Consider the following 17,190-nt stretch of genomic DNA (forward strand, 5'->3'; position numbering starts at 1 on the left):
GTCGCACAAATTGCGATACAATGCCCTGTTCATTTTTAACGGTAACTGATTTATGCGCCATTGGATTATCCGGGCCTGTGCGGTTCTCCTGCCTGTTTCAGGCTTTGCCGCCGCACCCGCCCCGCAGACAGAGCAGCCGGTAAAACCGGTCACGGCTCAGGCCGCTCCGCTGCCGCCGGTCCGCGATACCGGTTTTGTCTATTGTGTGAACGGCAACATCAGTACATTTAACCCGCAGCTGGCCAGCAGCGGGCTGATTGTCGAGCCGCTGGCGGCACAGATTTACGATCGCCTGCTGGATGTCGACCCGTACACCTACCGCCTGATCCCGGAACTGGCCGCCCGCTGGACAGTGCTGGATAACGGCGCGACCTACCGTTTTTATCTGCGCCGTGATACCGATTTTCAGACCACAGACTGGTTCAAACCGACCCGCAAAATGAATGCGGATGATGTGGTGTTCAGCTTTTCCCGCGTGGTGGATAAACAGAACCCGTATCACTACATCAACGGCGGCCGTTATCCTTACTTTGACAGTTTGCAGTTCGCGTCCAATGTGAAATCCATCCGCAAAATCAATAATTATACCGTTGAATTTAAACTGAATACGCCGGACGCCTCCTTCCTGTGGCATCTGGCAACCCATTACGCGCCGGTTCTGTCCAAAGAGTATGCCGATAGCCTGCTGAAAACCCGCCGTCAGGAACAGCTTGACTGGAAACCGGTCGGCACCGGGCCGTATTATCTGGATGATTACCAGAGCGGCCAGTTTGTCCGTCTGCAGCGCCATGATAATTACCGCAAAGGCAAGCCCCGCATGCAGGAAGTGGTGGTTGATCTGGGGGCGGGCGGTACCGGACGAATGTCAAAACTGATCACCGGCGAGTGTGATGTACTGGCCTATCCCGCCGCCAGCCAGTTACAGGTGCTGCGCGACGACCCGCGTCTGAGCCTGATGCTGCGCCCGGGGATGAATATCGCGTATCTGGCGTTTAATACCAGTAAACCGCCGTTTAATAATCCGCAGGCACGCCGTGCAATTGCTTTCGCGATTAATAATGAGCGCCTGATGAAATCCATCTATTACGGCACGGCGGAAACCGCTGCATCTATTCTGCCGCGCGTCTCCTGGGCGTATGATAACCAGGCCCGGGTGACGGAATATAACCCCGAAAAAGCCAAAGCGATGCTCAATGAGCTGGGACTCAGCGGCATGACGCTGAATCTCTGGGTACCGACTGCCTCACAATCTTACAACCCCAGTCCGCTGAAAATGGCAGAACTGATTCAGGCCGATCTGGCACGTGTCGGGATAACAATGAATATCCGGCCGGTTGAGGGGCGTTTTCAGGAAAACAGCCTGATGGATCGCAGCCACGATATTACCCTTGCGGGCTGGTCAACCGACAGTAATGACCCGGACAGCTTTTTCCGTCCGCTGCTCAGCTGTGCGGCTATCGGTTCGCAAACCAACCTGAGCCACTGGTGTTCCCCGGAATTTGATGATGTGATCCACCAGGCGCTGCTTGAGCAGCAACTGAGCAGCCGGATTGAGTATTATCACAAAGCACAGCAGATTCTGGCACAGGATCTGCCGGTACTGCCGCTGGCCTACTCGCTGCGGTTGCAGGCATTCCGCTATGATATCAAGGGGCTGGTGCTGAGCGCATTCGGTAATACCTCCTTTGCCGGCGTTTACCGCGATACCGGGGATGACCCGGAGCCGGAGGCTGAACCATGATCATTTTTATTCTGCGCCGTCTGCTGCTGGTACTGATTACCCTCTGTTTTCTGTCGGTACTCAGTTTCAGCCTGAGTTACTTCCCGGCGAACGCGCCGCTGAGCGGTGCTTCCCTGACGGATGCCGTGCTGTTCTATTATAAAAGTCTGTTTTCATGGGATTTCGGCAGTTCCGTCATTAACGGTGAGCCAATCAGCCAGCAATTATGGGCAGTGCTCCCCGCCACCCTGGAACTGTGCGGTCTGGCGTTTCTGCTGGCACTGGTGATCGGTATTCCTGCCGGGATTATTGCCGGAGTCTGGCGCAATAAAATGGCGGACATCACCATCAGCACCTTTGCGCTGGTCGGGTTTTCTGTTCCCGTGTTCGGGCTGGCGCTGCTGCTTACCCTGTTCTTCTCGCTGCGGCTGGACTGGCTGCCGGTCTCCGGACGTATTGACCTGCTGTATGATTTAACACCGGTCACCGGGTTCGCGGTGATTGATGCCTGGCTGTCGGATTCACCGTACCGCCGGGCGATGATCCTCAATGTGCTGTCCCATATGGTGCTGCCGGTGATCACCCTGTCCATTGCACCGATGACGGAAGTTATCCGCCTGATGCGCACCAGTACCGAAGAAATTATCAGCCAGAACTATATTAAAGCCGCCGCTATCCGTGGTTTATCCCGGCTGACCATTATCCGCCGCCATTTGCTGCACAATGCGCTGCCGCCGGTGATCCCGAAACTCGGGTTACAGTTTTCCACCATGCTGACGCTGACAATGGTCACGGAAGTGGTATTTAACTGGCCGGGTATCGGCCGCTGGCTGGTCACCGCTATCCGCCAGCAGGACTTTGCCGCAATTTCCGCCGGTGTCATGCTGGTCGGCACCATGGTGATGATTGTCAATATGCTGTCGGATATTCTGGGTGCCGTCAGCAGCCCGCTGAAACATAAGGAATGGTATGCCTTCAGATAACTTTTACCGTGAAGACCGGATGCCGTCACCGGGGCGGGTTATCTGGCAGCATTTTACCGCAGATATTCCGGCGATGATCGGTTTTTACGGCGTGCTGTTTCTGATTGCACTGGCGATTGGCGGCACCTGGATAGCGCCTTATGCGCTCGACCAGCAATTTGCCGGTCACCAGTTGCTGCCGCCCTCCTGGTCCCATTACGGGAATGTCGCCTTCTTCCTCGGTACGGACGATCTCGGCCGTGATATTTTCAGCCGTCTGATTCTCGGTACACAATCCACCTTCGGAGGCGCATTGCTGGTGACCATCATTGCCGCCGTCGCCGGGATTATTATCGGCTGTCTGGCAGGAATGACCACCGGCCTGCGCTCAGCCATCTTTAACCATATGTTTGATACCCTGCTGGCGCTGCCCTCTCTGCTGCTGGCAATTATTGTGGTGGCCTTTTTCGGTGCCAGTCTCAGCCACGCCATGATTGCCGTGGCACTGGCACTGCTGCCGCGTATTGTGCGGATGATTTATATCGCGGTACATGATGAGCTTGATAAGGAATACGTGATTGCGGCCCGGCTCGACGGCGCATCCAACCTCAATATACTGATCCATACGGTGCTGCCGAATATCAGTGCGGTGACCGTCACCGAACTGACCCGCGCCCTGTCCATTGCTATCCTTGATATTGCCGCACTTGGTTTTCTTGAACTGGGGGCACAACTGCCGTCACCGGAATGGGGAGCGATGCTCGGGGATTCTCTGGAACTGATTTATGTCGCCCCCTGGACGGTACTTCTTCCGGGAACCACTATTCTTATCAGTGTTCTGCTGGTGAATCTGCTCGGTACCGGGTTACAGCGCGCCATTAATGCGGGGGTTGAATAATGCCGTTACTGGATATCCGCAATTTAACCATTGAATTTATGACCGCCGCAGGGCCAATCAAGGCCGTTGACCGCGTAACATTATCCCTGACCGAAGGAGAATTCCGCGGCCTTGCCGGGGAATCCGGTTCCGGTAAAAGTCTTATCGCCAAAGCGATTGCCGGTATTACCAAAGATAATCTGCGCGTGACGGCAGACCGTTTCCGTTTTAATGATATCGATCTGCTGAAACTCACCCCCCGTCAGCGCCGCCGGGTGATCGGCCACAATGTGTCGATGATTTTCCAGGAGCCGCAGTCCTGTCTGGATCCGTCAGAAAATATCGGCAAACAGCTGATTCAGACTATCCCCGGCTGGACTTACAAAGGCCGCTGGTGGCAGCGTTTTAACTGGCGTAAACGCCGGGCGATTGAACTGCTGCACCGTGTCGGGATTAAGGATCACAAAGATGTGATGAGCAGCTACCCCTATGAGCTGACCGAAGGGGAATGCCAGAAGGTGATGATCGCCATTGCGCTGGCCAATCAGCCGCGTCTGCTGATCGCCGATGAGCCGACCAACGCCATGGAACCCGATACTCAGGCACAGATTTTCCGCCTGCTGACCCGGCTGAACCAGAACAACAATATGACCATTCTGCTGATCAGCCACGACTTACAATTAATGAGCCAGCTGGTGGATCGCATTAATGTACTCTACTGCGGCCAGACCGTGGAGAGTGCCGAACCGGATGACCTGCTGCTCAAACCGCATCATCCGTATACTCAGGCGCTGATGCGGGCTATCCCTGACTTTGAAAAACCGCTGGCGCACAAATGCCGTCTCAATACCCTGCCGGGTGCGATTCCGTCACTGGAGCATCTGCCGGTCGGCTGCCGTCTGGGGCCGCGCTGCCCCTATGCCCAGAAGGTGTGTATTGACGCGCCGCGTCTGCGGACAGTCAAAAACCGCAGTTTTGCCTGCCACTTCCCGCTGAATATGGAGGATGTGTGATGCCTGTTCCGTTGCTGGAAGTCAAAAATCTGAGCAAAACCTTCCGTTACCGGGATGGTTTTTTCCGCCGTCACCAGCTTGAGGCGGTCAAACCGGTCAGTTTTACACTGCAACCCGGCCAGACACTCGCCATTACCGGGGCAAACGGCTCCGGGAAATCCACCCTCGCGCGGATGTTATCGGGGATGATCGAGCCGAGCGGCGGGGAAATCCTGATCGATAAGCACAAGCTGACCTTCGGTGATTACAGCTACCGCAGCCAGCGCATCCGCATGATATTCCAGGATTCAGCCACTTCGCTTAATCCGCGCCAGCGTACCGGACAGATCCTCGAACTGCCGCTGATGCTCAACACGGATCTGGATGCTGCCGGCCGCCGTCTGCGCATTAACGCGACACTGCGCCAGGTGGGTCTGCTGCCGGATCATGCGGATTATTATCCGCACATGCTGGCCTCCGGACAGAAACAGCGTGTTGCCCTCGCCCGCGCCCTGATTCTGCAGCCGGAAGTGATTGTGGCGGACGAAGCTCTCGCTTCTCTGGATATGTCATTGCGTTCACAGATCATAAATCTGATCCTTGAACTCCAGGAAACGCAAAAAATTGCCTATATTTATGTCACACAGCATCTGGGTATGGCAAAACACGTCAGCGACCAGATACTGGTGATGCACAACGGTGAAGTTGTCGAGCGCGGTAATACCGCCGAGGTACTGGCATCACCGCTGCACGATGTCACGCGCCGCCTTATCACCAGCCACTTTGGTGAAGCACTGTCCGCCGAAGCCTGGCGCCAGGATGTGGATTAACTGCCGGTATTCTGATCACTCAGGCCGGTGACTTCTCAATTTCCGGTAATCTGCTTATATCAGCCGGATTTTACTAACCGCGTCACCTGCCGGGTTACGGCGCAGAAGGTGACAGAGAAAACACAAGGAAACTGCTATGGGTTTTATGACCGGTAAACGCATCCTGATCACAGGGGTTGCAAGCAAATTATCGATTGCTTACGGTATTGCCAAAGCAATGCGTGAACAGGGTGCCGAACTTGCATTCACCTACCAGAATGACAAGCTGAAACCCCGTGTTGAAGAGTTCGCTCAGTCTCTGGGTTCCTCCATCGTTCTGCCTTGTGATGTGGCGGAAGATGAAAGTATTGAAAACCTGTTTACAGAATTAGCCAAAGTCTGGCCGAAATTCGACGGTTTTGTTCACTCCATCGGCTTTGCCCCGGCGGATCAGCTGGACGGCGACTATGTGGATGCGGTAACCCGTGAGGGCTTCCGTATTGCTCATGACATCAGCGCCTACAGCTTTGTGGCGATGGCAAAAGCCTGCCGCACTATGCTGAACCCGAACTCCGCCCTGCTGACTCTCTCATACCTGGGTGCGGAGCGCGCTATCCCGAACTACAACACCATGGGTCTTGCAAAAGCCTCTCTGGAAGCGAACGTCCGTTATATGGCGAACGCGATGGGGAAAGAAACCATCCGTGTTAATGCCGTTTCTGCCGGGCCTATCCGTACACTGGCGGCATCCGGCATTAAAGATTTCCGGAAAATGCTGTCACACTGCGAGGCGGTTACGCCACTGCGCCGCACGGTCACCACTGAAGATGTGGGTAACGCGGCAGCGTTCCTCTGCTCTGATCTGGCAGGAGGTATTACCGGTGAAGTCCTGCACGTTGACGGCGGTTTCAGTATCGCGGCAATGAATGAGCTGGAACTGAAGTAAAGCAACCGGCCTCTGCATCGCAGAGGCTGCGTTTTCTGCATGTCCGGTGTCACAGCGGATAGCAGGCAAAACGAAAAGTCACTGTGAACACACTTCCTGTACGCTCAGGCTCGCCATCCATGGCTCGCATGCTTTTCGTTCCCTTGCCTGTTATCCCCTGGTGTTATGCGATATTGATGTTATTTATCTTTAAAATCACACCATTTCCGCTAACAGTTTCTCCGTCAATCGCTGCGCATAAAGTGCCTCTTCGCCGCTGACCAGCGGTTGTGTCTGATTGGCAACAGATTCAATAAAATGCCGCACCGCACCGTCAAACCCGCGCTGAACCAGCAGCGGATCCCACGCTTTCGGGTGCTGTTCCTGTATCCCGGCGGCGGTTTCACTGCGCCAGTGAGTCATATCCGTTACCTGATAACAGCCGTCACGCCCGGTCACACTGACCTGCTCCCGCTGACTCGCGGCACAGCGGTGCATAGACGCTGTCAGCCAGATGCCGTTATCTGTCTGTAAATGGTGCTCAGCATACAGCAGCTGATTTTCATCATTCACCTGCATATGACCGCTTTTCAGTGCCGCATTACCATCCCGTCCCAGCCAGAGCAGGGTATCCGCGATATGCAGATAATCATCGGTTACTGTAAAAGCCGCATCATGCGGGCCGATACTGTTGCTGCGGTGTTTATCCATACGGATCGATGCCGCTTTTCCGGCAATGCTTTCTCTGAGTTGCAGATAAAACGGTGAAAAACGCCGGTTGAACCCGACCATCAGCGCCCGCTGTTTTTTCTCCGCCAGGCTGACAAGGGCTTCTGATTGTTCATACGATGCTGCCAGCGGTTTATCAACATACACATGACACCCCGCATTCAGCAATTCACTGACAACCTGAAAATGGCTCTCTGTACTGCTGTGAACAAACACGGCATCACACTGTTCTGCCAGCGCACGGAGTGTCGGAAACAAAGGAAAGCGGTACGCATCACAGACCTGCCGGGCTTTTTCCTGATTCGGTGAAAACCCGCCGGACAACCCCCAGTTATCCGTTCTGGTCAGAACCGGTAAATACGCTTTTTGTGCTATCCCGCCCAGTCCGGCGATCCCGATACGGATTTTTTTCATGTGTGCTTTACCTTTTATTGTTTTGTAACAATGAATTACAAAGTATTATCACAAATTGAATCTGTGGCGATTATATGGAAAGATAGCGCTAACCGATAAATAATTCGCATTCTGAATACATCCCGCCCGCGAATACCGGTCTATACTTCATCACTACTGCCATGTCCGTTCTTTTGTTTTAACTGAGGAGCATACCATGCAATTGTTCTATACCCCGGGAAGTTGTGCACTGTCACCCCATATTATTTTGCGTGAAACCGGCCTGGATTTTTCCCTGGTCCGTGTCGATCTGAAAGCAAAAAAAACCGAAAACGGTGATGATTACCTGAAAATCAATCCGAAAGGACAAGTCCCCGCACTGAGTATCAGTGACAGTCAGCTGCTGACCGAAGGTGTGGCGATTGTGCAGTATCTTGCTGATCAGAAACCGGATCGCAAACTTATTGCCCCGGCGGGAACGATGGAGCGTTATCATCAGATTGAATGGCTTAACTATATTGCCAGTGAAGTGCATAAAAGCTACGGCCCGCTGTTCTCTCCGGAAACCCCGGAAGATTACCGGCCAATCGCGCTGCGCAATCTGATGAATAAGTTTGCCTATGTGGACGGCGTGCTGGCGAAAAGCCCGTATATTACCGGCAACAGCTTTACGGTGGCGGATGCCTATCTGTTTACCGTCTGCGGCTGGGCACCGCATCTGAAGATTTCACTGGAGCCGTATCCGCATTTACAGGCTTACCTGGCGAAAATTGCGCACCGCCCGCATGTGCAGGATGCGATGGAAGCGGAAGGTCTGATTTAATCTTTCTGATATACAGATACAAAAAACGCCGGATAATCCGGCGTTTTCTTTATGCTGATGCGGTATTCAGACCGGTTCAGTCGATCTGTTCCGCGCAGAATTTGTGTGCCGGAAGCACCATTTCATCCTGAGCCGCAACCAGTTGCAGTTCGTACTCATTCATGGTTTTGGTTTTCAGCATCACTTCATAGACAGCGGCAGCCACGTGTTCCAGCGCTTTCGGCAGTTCTTCGCCTTTCAGCAGATTCACCAGCATCAGACCGCTGGTTAAATCACCCACACCCACCGGCTGACGCTCGCCGAAGTCCACCAGCGGACGGCTGATATGCCAGGCGTGATCGGCGGTGACCAGAATCATTTCAAAGCGGTCAGCACGGTAACCGGCACGGGACAGGTGTTTAACCAGCACCAGACGCGGCCCTTTTTTGCACAGTTCACGGGCAGCGGCAACGGCTTCACCCACATTGTGAATGGTTTGTCCGCTCAGGGTTTCCAGCTCCAGCAGGTTCGGCGCGATCATATCGCTGACCGCCAGCGCTTCCTGACACAGGAAATCCGCCACACCCGGCGCCACGATACAGCCTTTTTCCGGATGCCCCATGACCGGGTCACAGAAATACCATGCCTGCGGATTGCGGGTTTTGACTTTTTTCACCACATCCAGGATACGCTTGCCCTGCTCTGCAGAGCCGAGGTAGCCGCTGAGTACCGCATCACAGCGGGTCAGCTGATCGATGTTATCAATGCCGTCCACAATCTCCGTGATGTGCTCCGCGCTCATCACGCAGCCGGTCCAGCCTTGTGCATACTGTGTGTGATTGGAAAACTGGACGGTATTGAGCGGCCAGACATTAACGCCCATGCGGCGCATCGGGAATTCAGCCGCACTGTTACCGGCATGACCATACACAACATGAGACTGAATAGAGAGAATATTTTTCATTGATACAACCTGATTTTTTATTATTACTGTGCATATCATATTCTGTGAAACAGAAAAGATCCTGCTGACAGATCAAAAAGGGCAACTTTCGTTGCCCTTGATTACCGTAAACTATTATTTCCAGCAGATCAGACAGTAATGTTTTTTGCCCCGGCGCAGTAATGTATAACGCCCGAACAGCTTATCGCTGTCTGTGAAGCGGTATTCAGCGTCAGACTGTTTCTCACCGTTGAGTGATACCGCGTTGGAGCCGATCATGGTACGGGCCTGCCCGCGTGACGGAACCAGTTCCGCAACCACCAGCGCCTGCTGCAAATCCGCATCGCTGTCCAGTTCGATATGCGGCATACCGTCCTGCGCCAGCTGTGCGAAGTCATCTTCAGTCAGGCTTGATACATCGCCGTTGAACAGGCTGTCAGTGATACGACGGGCAGCCGTCAGCCCCGCTTCGCCGTGAACCAGTTTTGTCACCTGCTCTGCCAGAACGTACTGGGCACGCGGTGCTTTGCCGCTGGCTTTGTCTTCCGCTTCCAGTGCATCGATGTCTTCGAGGCTCATAAAGGTGAAGAACTTAAGGAAACGATAGACGTCCGCATCCGCCGTATTGATCCAGAACTGATAGAATTTGTACGGGCTGGTTTTCTTCGGATCCAGCCATACCGCGCCGCCTTCGGTTTTACCGAATTTGGTGCCGTCAGATTTGGTGATCAGCGGAACGGTCAGACCCCAGGCCTGCTGCTGGTTCAGACGGCGGGTTAAATCAATACCGGAGGTGATGTTCCCCCACTGGTCAGAACCGCCGATTTGCAGCTCAACACCATGATCTTTATTCAGACGGGCGAAGTCATAACCCTGTAACAGGTTATAGGAGAATTCGGTGAACGAAATACCGACATCATCACGGTTCAGGCGTTGCTTAACCGCTTCCTTGTTGATCATCTGGTTCACAGAGAAGTGTTTACCGATATCACGCAGGAAGGTCAGCACATCCATAGAGCCGAACCAGTCATAGTTGTTTGCCGCGATGGCGCTGTTGGCACCGCAGTCAAAATCGAGGAACGGGGAAACCTGCTGACGGATTTTATCCACCCAGCCGTGAACCGTATCCTGTGTATTCAGTTTGCGCTCCGTTGCTTTGAAGCTCGGGTCGCCAATCAGCCCCGTGGCCCCACCGACCAGTGCTACCGGACGGTGCCCGGCTAACTGGAAACGCTTTAAGCACAGCAACGGAACCAGGTGGCCCAAATGCAAGCTGTCAGCGGTCGGATCGAAACCGCAATAGAGGGAGATCGGGCCCTGCGCCAGTCTCTCTGCTAACGCTTTTTCATCCGTAACCTGGGCAATGAGGCCCCGCTCTTGCAGTTGTTTTATCAGGTTCGTACCAGACATCAATGACTCCGTCAGTTCTGTTTTGTCTATGCAAAAATAGTGGATTGGAAATATGAAGGCTATAGCATAAAGCGGCACTCCGTGAAGTGCCAGCAATTAAAATGATTTTACTGAAGAAATTCTGACAACAGCCGGTTACGGCGCGAGGCGGTCAATATCCCAGCCGTCGGCGGTACGGGTGTACAGAAAACGGTCATGCAGACGATGCTCGCCACCCTGCCAGAACTCAACAGAATTGAATTTAATCCGGAAACCGCCCCAGAAACTTGGCAGCGGAACATCGCCCTGCTTAAATTTCTGTTTCAGTTCGAGAAATTTGCCTTCCAGAATACCGCGCGCGGAAATCCGGGAGGATTGCTGAGACGCCCATGCGGCAATCTGGCTGTCTTTCGGACGGCTGTGGAAATATTTCACCACCTCCAGTGTGGATAAACGCTCCACCTCACCGAGGAAGCAGACTTGTCTGTCCAGGCTGTACCACGGAAAATGTACGCTGATTTTCGGATTTTTTGCCAGATGCTGCGCCTTGCGGCTGCCCATATTGGTATAGAAAATCAACCCGTCCTTATCAAAGTGCTTGAGCAGCACAATACGCTGATACGGCTGACCGGTTTCATCCACGGTCGCCACACACATGGCGGTCGGGTCGGTCAGTTTTGCCTCACACGCCTGTTTAAGCCAGCGTTCGAACATTTCCAGCGGGTCGTCGCTGAGATCACGGCGGCGTAACCCTCCCTTTGTGTATTCACGTCGCAGATCCGCAACGTCAGTAAACTCGTCTGACATGCCTTTTATCCTCTTATCTTTTTAATCACTGAAACTGTGTTGTCTTTTATTACGGCCGCTCACGGATAACGGGATATACCGCGCCCAGTACGGTTTCCCGGTCTGCACCCGTGACAGACGGCAGATTACCGGGCTCACCGGCCAGTGTCCGCGCCGCCAGCCAGGCAAATGCCAGCGCTTCCATATCATCACCGCTCAGACCGTATTTATCCGTCGGGCTGACTTCGGTGCCCGGCAACTGTGCGGACAACTGTGCCATAATCTGCGGATTGCGTGCGCCGCCGCCGCATACCAGCAGGCGCTCACAACCGCCGCACAGCGTAACCTGCTCACTGATACTGACCGTGGTCAGCGCCAGCAGGGTCGCCTGCACGTCCTCCGGTTTCAGGCCGGGGAAATTGTCCAGCTGCGTGGTCAGCCACTGCATATTGAAATATTCGCGCCCGGTACTTTTCGGTGCCGGACGGCGAAAATAGGGATCACTCAGCATCTGAGCCAGTAAATCCTGATTAACGTGCCCGCTCTTTGCCCATTCGCCGTCTTTATCATACGGCTCCGCGCGGTGCCGCCATGTCCAGCTGTCCATCAGCATATTGCCCGGACCGGTATCATACCCTCTGACCTCCGCCCCCGGGATCAGTGTGGTGATATTGGCGATCCCGCCGATATTCAGAATAATCCGTTTCTCATCCGGCACGCCGAGCACCGCCTGATGAAAGGCAGGCACCAGCGGCGCGCCCTGCCCGCCGTAAGCCATATCACGGCGGCGGAAATCCCCGACTGTCATGATATTGGTCAGCGCGGCAACCCGGTTATTATCCCCGAGCTGCATAGTAAAAGGTGTTTCGCTGTCCGGCTCATGCCAGACGGTCTGTCCGTGACAGCCGATACCGGCAATATCCTGCGGATTCAGCCGGGTTTGTGCCAGCAGCCCGCCGATAGCGTCAGCAAACAGTGTACCCAGCTCATAGTCCAGACGGCCGATTTCCGACAGCGTCGTCTGCTGCCCCTGGCATACGGCCAGTATGCGCTTTTTCAGCGCGTGCGGAAACGGATGCGAGTACGCCGCCTGCTGCGCCACCACTGAATCATTAATCGCAGCCAGAACAACATCCACCCCGTCAAGGCTGGTTCCTGACATCACGCCGATATAACGTCCTGAACGCATAACCGATTCCTTTTAATCAATAACCATCTGATAAAAATATAGTATTCATATTCCGTGTGACTACTATAATCAGGGCGCTCCGCAGATTCACCCCTTTTCGCACCGTGACCTCACTTAATCCTCAATCTGATGCACACTTCACATTTGTGAAATAAGAGGATTTACCTTGGCGGCCATCATGGTTCGCTTTAAGCTGTTCCTAATGAAGATGAAAATAAAACGTTTTTAATGCTAAATTATTCTGCGATAATAGATAAGATATTACACTACAGATAATGAACACATCTGAATCTGTGAATACAATAATCAGGAGTCAAGTATGTATAAGCGTTTTCTCGTCGGTGTATTTGCCGTCGTGGCCCTTTCCGGTTGTGTGAATATGGACACACTGAGTGGTGACACTTATAGTGCAGACCAGGCGAAACGTGTTCAGACCGTTACCTATGGTACAGTAATGAGCGCCCGTCCGGTGACTATCCAGGGCGGCGGTGACGAAAATATCCTTGGTGCGGCCGGTGGTGCGATTCTGGGTGGTATTTTAGGCAGTACTATCGGCGGCGGCACCGGTCAGACCCTGGCAACCGCAGCAGGTGCTATCGCGGGTGGTGTTGCAGGTCAGAACGTTCAGGCGGCCATGAACAACACGTCCGGTGTTGAGCTGGAACTGAAACAGGATAACGGCGAAATCATTGTTGTTGTACAAAAACAAGGTAAAACACCGTTCTCCGTCGGTCAGCGTGTCCGTATCGCGAAATCCGGTTCAACTTATACCGTATCTCCGCGTTAAGTTTTACGCTTTACCGGCAGAAGGCGAAACATCCGTTTCGCCTTTTTTATTACCTGCCATTAAGTACAGTTATGCAGCTGCACAATATTATTTTCCAGTTTCCTGATAATCTCCGCCAGCATGTATAATTCTTCCTGTGTGATCCCGCCCAGAATTTCACGCCGTGTTTTTTCAATCACCGCATCCACTTCACGGATAAAGGGTTCAGCGTCTTCCGTCAGTTTTATTCGTTTTGCTCTGCGGTCATTACTGCAGACATGCCGCGTGATTAACTTTTTTTCTTCCAGTTGATCCAGTGTGCGGACCAGCGATGGCTGTTCAATACCAATCGCTTTTGCCAGTTGGATCTGAGACTGATCCGGTGGCAGCAGGCTGATATTGTAGAGTGTAATCCAGTGTGTCTGTGTGAGTTTCAGTGGTTTAAGCCGGTGGTCAATCAGTGATCGCCAAACCCGTACTAACCTCGCTAAGTCTGATCCCAATGTTAACTCCACAAATTTCTCCTTATGTGAATACGGTACGGACGTATATGCACGCCATCATGTCTTTCAATCACCCAATAAAAAGAAACGCTGCACTATTGTGCTCATTGACAGCGGACGCAATATTGCTGCGTAATAAAAAAACAATTCCCGCTTATTTCATGACCAGAATTATTACTCATGAAATAATTAGCTTTTTATACAAATTTAATTGATTAAGCGGGTGAACTTGTTCCGTATTAAGAATAGCGATCATCACTGTCGTGATCTATATTTTTTTACATAACCACCATTTTATTTTTAACAAAAAATAATTGAATTTTAATAATTTAATTTATTAAACAGGCAGTTATGAAAACGTGACGTTATTCACGAACAATGTAGTGATTTTATATTTTATTTGTATAATTTCATTCTTGATTATAAATTTAAATACAATGAAAAATATCATTTATATTATATATAAATTAGTAACACTAAATAACACCCATATATTAATATCCTCCTAATGTATAGGCTTATAACTATGTCTTTAAAACAGATCTAACTGTCCGGATGGTGTTTCCGGTGGTGTTTCACTCTTTATCGCCCTGTAACGGCGCTGGCGGCACAAGCGAATTACATTTTCTTTTTGAGCGTTGCTCAGTGACAACCACTGAAAGCGCTCATCACGGCTCCGGTAGCATCCCCGGCAGTAGCCTTTTTCATTCAGCTGACATATCCCCACACAAGGTGAAGGGATATCAAAAAAGTAAAGTTGTTCTGCCATCGGCTGATGTCCTTTTGTCTGATGTTCTGCCGGACAGGTCATGGTTATCCTGTAACCATCAGCATCCTGATAATTTGAATTGTAGTCAATTATCACGTTATAGTGTGAGCCATTACTGATAAATAACTGAAAGCACTCTGAGAGGTTACTTTATGCGTGTACTCCATACCATGCTCCGCGTGGGTGATATGCAACGTTCTGTCGATTTTTACACCAAGGTTCTCGGCATGCGTTTACTGCGCACCAGTGAAAACCCGGAATACAAATATTCACTGGCATTCGTGGGCTACAGTGACGAAAGTGAAGGCTCTGTTATCGAACTGACCTATAACTGGGGCACGGATTCCTATGAGATGGGAACCGCATTCGGCCATATCGCACTCGGTGTGGATGATGTCGCGGCGACCTGTGACGCTATCCGCAAAGCAGGCGGCAATGTGACCCGGGAAGCCGGTCCGGTTAAAGGCGGCACCACCATTATCGCCTTTGTGGAAGATCCCGATGGTTATAAAATTGAACTGATTGAAAATAAAAGTGCCGGGGCTGCACTCGGTAACTGATTATCCCGGCAAGAAGGATCAGAACGATCCTTCTTTTCCGGTGCAGCACTGAACAGTCCTTTCTCCTTCCGGCAAGCCGCGCTAGAATAGTGCGTTTTGTTTGTTTAATTAAGAGTCCCATGTCTGAAAATCAAAATCACAATGCTCTGAGCGCACGTTTCCGCGGCTATTACCCTGTCGTTATTGATGTTGAAACCGGCGGTTTTAATGCCGCAACCGATGGTATGCTGGAAATCGCCGCGATTACCGTCAAAATGGATCATAACGGCTGGCTGATGCCGGATCAGCGGCTTGAATTTAATGTGCAGCCTTTTGAGGGTGCAAACCTTGATCCCGCTGCCCTCGCCTTCACCGGCATTAATCCGGCAGACCCGGAGCGTAATGCAGTCACAGAATATGAGGCTCTGCATGCCATTTTCAAAATGGTGCGCAAAGGCATGAAAGATGCAGATTGCAAGCGGGCAATTATCGTGGCGCACAATGCGAATTTTGATCACAGCTTTGTAATGGCAGCCGCAGCGCGCTGCGGGCTGAAACGTAATCCATTTCACCCGTTTGCCACCTTTGATACGGCGGCATTAAGCGGATTGTCACTGGGACAGACGATTCTGGCAAAAGCCTGTATCGCCGCCGGTATCCCGTTTGACAGTAAACAGGCTCACGGCGCGGCGTATGATACCGATCGCACTTCCCTGCTCTTTTGTGACATCGTCAACCGCTGGAAAAAACTGGGCGGCTGGCCGCCTGCGGCTGACAGTAATCAGTAAGAAAACGCCACCTCAGGGGTGGCGTTTTTCTGTCAGTTATCAGGTAACCGGCGCCAGGTTTCCTCCTGTTTCTGCCGGCTATCCCGGGCGGTTACCTCAGCAGGTTTAATGGACAGCAAATCAGGCAGAATCGATCCTTCAATATCCGTCATCAGTGTCATCATTCTTGCTTTAAAGTCCTGTTCAAAATTCTCTGTGGCTAAATACGCTTTGGCCTTATCATCATCACAGATTGACGCAAGCTGATTTACTTTTTCAGAGGGCCTCGGGCCGCAGCCGGCAGCAGCGGATAACTCACTGTTTACTTTGTGAGTAAATTCGGTCATGAATTTCTCTGCTGGTTTATCCGCACCTTTTATTTTATCCACACCACTCAGAAATGTGACCAGTGGTCTCAGTATATCTTTTGAGAACATCTTCAGTGACGCGGCATCCGGGGATTTATTTTCACCCAGAAATGCACAGGCTTTATTTAAATAACCCGGCACGTTTTCCTGCGCTATTTTCAGCACCATCCGTGCGTTCTGATTAGCGTCAGATTGCGTTTTTTCCTCACGGATTGCTATTTTATTTATCCAATTTCCTAATGGTTCAAACACATTATTTATTTTCCCCTTCACTGCTGTGAAAAACTCTGCTGCACTGTTACGGATCTCAGTGAACCGTTCCGATAAACACGATTGTTTTACAGATGCTGATTCTTTTAATTCACCGATCATACCGTCGGTACCCTGATACGAAATATACCCGGTTAATCTGGCATTCTGCCCTGTTGAAACTGGCTGCTTCTTTCTGTCCTTTTTATGTTATCGATGCCGCCACTCTAAAAAATAACCGTATAAATAACTTTCATTTCACCGCCATCAGAAAGACAAAAGCCCCGCAGCGGTAACACTGCGGGGCTTTTATAAACAGTACGGGACGGGATTATTCTTCGTTTTCAGTCCGGTATTTTGCTGCGGTTTCTTTAATCAGTGGTTGTAATTCACCACGCTGGAACATCTCCATAATGATGTCACAGCCGCCGACCAGCTCACCGTCAACCCACAGTTGCGGGAAGGTTGGCCAGTTAGCGTATTTTGGTAATTCAGCACGGATATCCGGGTTTTGCAGAATATCCACATAAGCAAAACGCTCTTCACAGGCAGCCAGTGCCTGCACAGCCTGGGCAGAAAAGCCGCAGCTCGGCAGCTTCGGAGAGCCTTTCATATACAGCAGAATCGGGTTTTCTTTAATCTGGCGTTCGATTTTTTCAATAGTCGTCGTCATGTAAAACGTCCTTCACTTCAGATCGGTTAGCACCGGTATT

Annotated in this window: 19 protein-coding genes; 10 read left to right on the plus strand and 9 right to left on the minus strand. The window is 51.8% G+C overall.

What is annotated here, in order from left to right; genetic code table 11:
* Positions 1–52: 52 nt before the first annotated feature.
* The 6 genes from sapA to fabI all read left to right on the plus strand — a co-directional run bounded on the left by sapA (position 53) and on the right by fabI (position 6,306).
* Positions 53–1,741: an ABC transporter substrate-binding protein SapA gene (gene sapA, locus U868_RS0108800; protein ID WP_025152970.1), complete on the plus strand. Its 1,689-nt coding sequence runs from the start codon at positions 53–55 to the stop codon at positions 1,739–1,741.
* Positions 1,738–2,703: a putrescine export ABC transporter permease SapB gene (gene sapB, locus U868_RS0108805; RefSeq protein ID WP_025152971.1), complete on the plus strand. Its 966-nt coding sequence runs from the start codon at positions 1,738–1,740 to the stop codon at positions 2,701–2,703. The genes sapA and sapB overlap by 4 nt, the downstream gene beginning before the upstream one ends.
* Positions 2,690–3,580, plus strand: coding sequence for a putrescine export ABC transporter permease SapC (gene sapC / locus U868_RS0108810; RefSeq protein WP_025152972.1), 891 nt, complete (start codon positions 2,690–2,692; stop codon positions 3,578–3,580). Before sapB ends, sapC begins: the two co-directional genes overlap by 14 nt.
* Positions 3,580–4,572, plus strand: a complete 993-nt coding sequence (gene sapD, locus U868_RS0108815; RefSeq protein WP_025152973.1) for a putrescine export ABC transporter ATP-binding protein SapD — start codon at positions 3,580–3,582, stop codon at positions 4,570–4,572. The genes sapC and sapD overlap by 1 nt, the downstream gene beginning before the upstream one ends.
* Positions 4,572–5,381: a putrescine export ABC transporter ATP-binding protein SapF gene (sapF, locus tag U868_RS0108820; protein WP_025152974.1), complete on the plus strand. Its 810-nt coding sequence runs from the start codon at positions 4,572–4,574 to the stop codon at positions 5,379–5,381. Before sapD ends, sapF begins: the two co-directional genes overlap by 1 nt.
* 136 nt (positions 5,382–5,517) lie before the next feature.
* The gene (gene fabI, locus U868_RS0108825; RefSeq protein ID WP_025152975.1) at positions 5,518–6,306 is read left to right on the plus strand and encodes an enoyl-ACP reductase FabI; all 789 of its coding nucleotides are present in this window, start codon (positions 5,518–5,520) and stop codon (positions 6,304–6,306) included.
* Between the two features lie 195 nt (positions 6,307–6,501).
* Here fabI and U868_RS0108830 read toward each other — a convergent pair whose 3' ends face one another.
* Positions 6,502–7,428 carry a Gfo/Idh/MocA family protein gene (locus tag U868_RS0108830; RefSeq protein WP_025152976.1) on the minus strand — a complete coding sequence of 309 codons (927 nt, stop codon included), beginning with the start codon at positions 7,426–7,428 and terminating at the stop codon, positions 6,502–6,504.
* Between the two features lie 196 nt (positions 7,429–7,624).
* Between U868_RS0108830 and gstA the strand changes: the two genes are divergently transcribed.
* Positions 7,625–8,230 carry a glutathione transferase GstA gene (gene gstA, locus U868_RS0108835; RefSeq protein WP_024473226.1) on the plus strand — a complete coding sequence of 202 codons (606 nt, stop codon included), beginning with the start codon at positions 7,625–7,627 and terminating at the stop codon, positions 8,228–8,230.
* A gap of 76 nt (positions 8,231–8,306) precedes the next feature.
* Here the strand turns inward: gstA and pdxY are convergent, their stop codons facing one another.
* The 4 genes from pdxY to anmK all read right to left on the minus strand — a co-directional run bounded on the left by pdxY (position 8,307) and on the right by anmK (position 12,516).
* Positions 8,307–9,173: a pyridoxal kinase PdxY gene (gene pdxY / locus U868_RS0108840; RefSeq protein ID WP_025152977.1), complete on the minus strand. Its 867-nt coding sequence runs from the start codon at positions 9,171–9,173 to the stop codon at positions 8,307–8,309.
* A 114-nt stretch (positions 9,174–9,287) separates the two neighbouring features.
* Positions 9,288–10,562, minus strand: coding sequence for a tyrosine--tRNA ligase (tyrS, locus tag U868_RS0108845; RefSeq protein ID WP_004235488.1), 1,275 nt, complete (start codon positions 10,560–10,562; stop codon positions 9,288–9,290).
* A 135-nt stretch (positions 10,563–10,697) separates the two neighbouring features.
* On the minus strand, positions 10,698–11,348 hold the full coding sequence (pdxH, locus tag U868_RS0108850; protein ID WP_025152978.1) for a pyridoxamine 5'-phosphate oxidase: 651 nt from the start codon (positions 11,346–11,348) through the stop codon (positions 10,698–10,700).
* A gap of 49 nt (positions 11,349–11,397) precedes the next feature.
* Positions 11,398–12,516, minus strand: coding sequence for an anhydro-N-acetylmuramic acid kinase (gene anmK / locus U868_RS0108855; protein WP_025152979.1), 1,119 nt, complete (start codon positions 12,514–12,516; stop codon positions 11,398–11,400).
* Positions 12,517–12,835: 319 nt separating this feature from the next.
* On the opposite strand from anmK, the gene U868_RS0108860 reads away from it, so the two are divergent.
* The gene (locus U868_RS0108860; protein ID WP_025152980.1) at positions 12,836–13,303 is read left to right on the plus strand and encodes a glycine zipper 2TM domain-containing protein; all 468 of its coding nucleotides are present in this window, start codon (positions 12,836–12,838) and stop codon (positions 13,301–13,303) included.
* Positions 13,304–13,362: 59 nt separating this feature from the next.
* On the opposite strand, the gene slyA is transcribed toward U868_RS0108860, so the two are convergent.
* Both slyA and U868_RS0108870 read right to left on the minus strand, forming a co-directional pair.
* The gene (gene slyA, locus U868_RS0108865; protein ID WP_025152981.1) at positions 13,363–13,797 is read right to left on the minus strand and encodes a transcriptional regulator SlyA; all 435 of its coding nucleotides are present in this window, start codon (positions 13,795–13,797) and stop codon (positions 13,363–13,365) included.
* A 520-nt stretch (positions 13,798–14,317) separates the two neighbouring features.
* Positions 14,318–14,554, minus strand: coding sequence for a DUF1289 domain-containing protein (locus tag U868_RS0108870; RefSeq protein ID WP_025152982.1), 237 nt, complete (start codon positions 14,552–14,554; stop codon positions 14,318–14,320).
* A 152-nt stretch (positions 14,555–14,706) separates the two neighbouring features.
* Between U868_RS0108870 and gloA the strand changes: the two genes are divergently transcribed.
* Both gloA and rnt read left to right on the plus strand, forming a co-directional pair.
* On the plus strand, positions 14,707–15,114 hold the full coding sequence (gene gloA, locus U868_RS0108875) for a lactoylglutathione lyase (protein WP_004235481.1): 408 nt from the start codon (positions 14,707–14,709) through the stop codon (positions 15,112–15,114).
* A gap of 119 nt (positions 15,115–15,233) precedes the next feature.
* Positions 15,234–15,881 carry a ribonuclease T gene (rnt, locus tag U868_RS0108880; protein WP_025152983.1) on the plus strand — a complete coding sequence of 216 codons (648 nt, stop codon included), beginning with the start codon at positions 15,234–15,236 and terminating at the stop codon, positions 15,879–15,881.
* A gap of 32 nt (positions 15,882–15,913) precedes the next feature.
* On the opposite strand, the gene U868_RS0108885 is transcribed toward rnt, so the two are convergent.
* Both U868_RS0108885 and U868_RS0108890 read right to left on the minus strand, forming a co-directional pair.
* On the minus strand, positions 15,914–16,480 hold the full coding sequence (locus U868_RS0108885) for a hypothetical protein (protein WP_162817221.1): 567 nt from the start codon (positions 16,478–16,480) through the stop codon (positions 15,914–15,916).
* 328 nt (positions 16,481–16,808) lie between these two features.
* Positions 16,809–17,150, minus strand: a complete 342-nt coding sequence (locus U868_RS0108890) for a Grx4 family monothiol glutaredoxin (RefSeq protein ID WP_004235478.1) — start codon at positions 17,148–17,150, stop codon at positions 16,809–16,811.
* Positions 17,151–17,190 lie beyond the last annotated feature (40 nt).

Source organism: Morganella morganii H1r, assembly GCF_000633515.1.
GTDB classification, from domain to species: domain Bacteria; phylum Pseudomonadota; class Gammaproteobacteria; order Enterobacterales; family Enterobacteriaceae; genus Morganella; species Morganella morganii_B.

Bases quoted from the DNA above. Each gene is read 5' to 3' on its own strand.
- sapB (WP_025152971.1), top strand. From the start codon at position 1,738: ATGATCATTTTTATTCTGCGCCGTCTGCTGCTGGTACTGATTACCCTC.
- sapD (WP_025152973.1), top strand. From the start codon at position 3,580: ATGCCGTTACTGGATATCCGCAATTTAACCATTGAATTTATGACCGCC.
- U868_RS0108870 (WP_025152982.1), bottom strand. From the start codon at position 14,554: ATGGCAGAACAACTTTACTTTTTTGATATCCCTTCACCTTGTGTGGGG.
- pdxY (WP_025152977.1), bottom strand. From the start codon at position 9,173: ATGAAAAATATTCTCTCTATTCAGTCTCATGTTGTGTATGGTCATGCC.
- gloA (WP_004235481.1), top strand. From the start codon at position 14,707: ATGCGTGTACTCCATACCATGCTCCGCGTGGGTGATATGCAACGTTCT.
- U868_RS0108860 (WP_025152980.1), top strand. From the start codon at position 12,836: ATGTATAAGCGTTTTCTCGTCGGTGTATTTGCCGTCGTGGCCCTTTCC.
- pdxH (WP_025152978.1), bottom strand. From the start codon at position 11,348: ATGTCAGACGAGTTTACTGACGTTGCGGATCTGCGACGTGAATACACA.
- rnt (WP_025152983.1), top strand. From the start codon at position 15,234: ATGTCTGAAAATCAAAATCACAATGCTCTGAGCGCACGTTTCCGCGGC.
- U868_RS0108830 (WP_025152976.1), bottom strand. From the start codon at position 7,428: ATGAAAAAAATCCGTATCGGGATCGCCGGACTGGGCGGGATAGCACAA.
- U868_RS0108890 (WP_004235478.1), bottom strand. From the start codon at position 17,150: ATGACGACGACTATTGAAAAAATCGAACGCCAGATTAAAGAAAACCCG.
- sapA (WP_025152970.1), top strand. From the start codon at position 53: ATGCGCCATTGGATTATCCGGGCCTGTGCGGTTCTCCTGCCTGTTTCA.
- gstA (WP_024473226.1), top strand. From the start codon at position 7,625: ATGCAATTGTTCTATACCCCGGGAAGTTGTGCACTGTCACCCCATATT.
- sapC (WP_025152972.1), top strand. From the start codon at position 2,690: ATGCCTTCAGATAACTTTTACCGTGAAGACCGGATGCCGTCACCGGGG.
- fabI (WP_025152975.1), top strand. From the start codon at position 5,518: ATGGGTTTTATGACCGGTAAACGCATCCTGATCACAGGGGTTGCAAGC.
- anmK (WP_025152979.1), bottom strand. From the start codon at position 12,516: ATGCGTTCAGGACGTTATATCGGCGTGATGTCAGGAACCAGCCTTGAC.
- tyrS (WP_004235488.1), bottom strand. From the start codon at position 10,562: ATGTCTGGTACGAACCTGATAAAACAACTGCAAGAGCGGGGCCTCATT.
- sapF (WP_025152974.1), top strand. From the start codon at position 4,572: ATGCCTGTTCCGTTGCTGGAAGTCAAAAATCTGAGCAAAACCTTCCGT.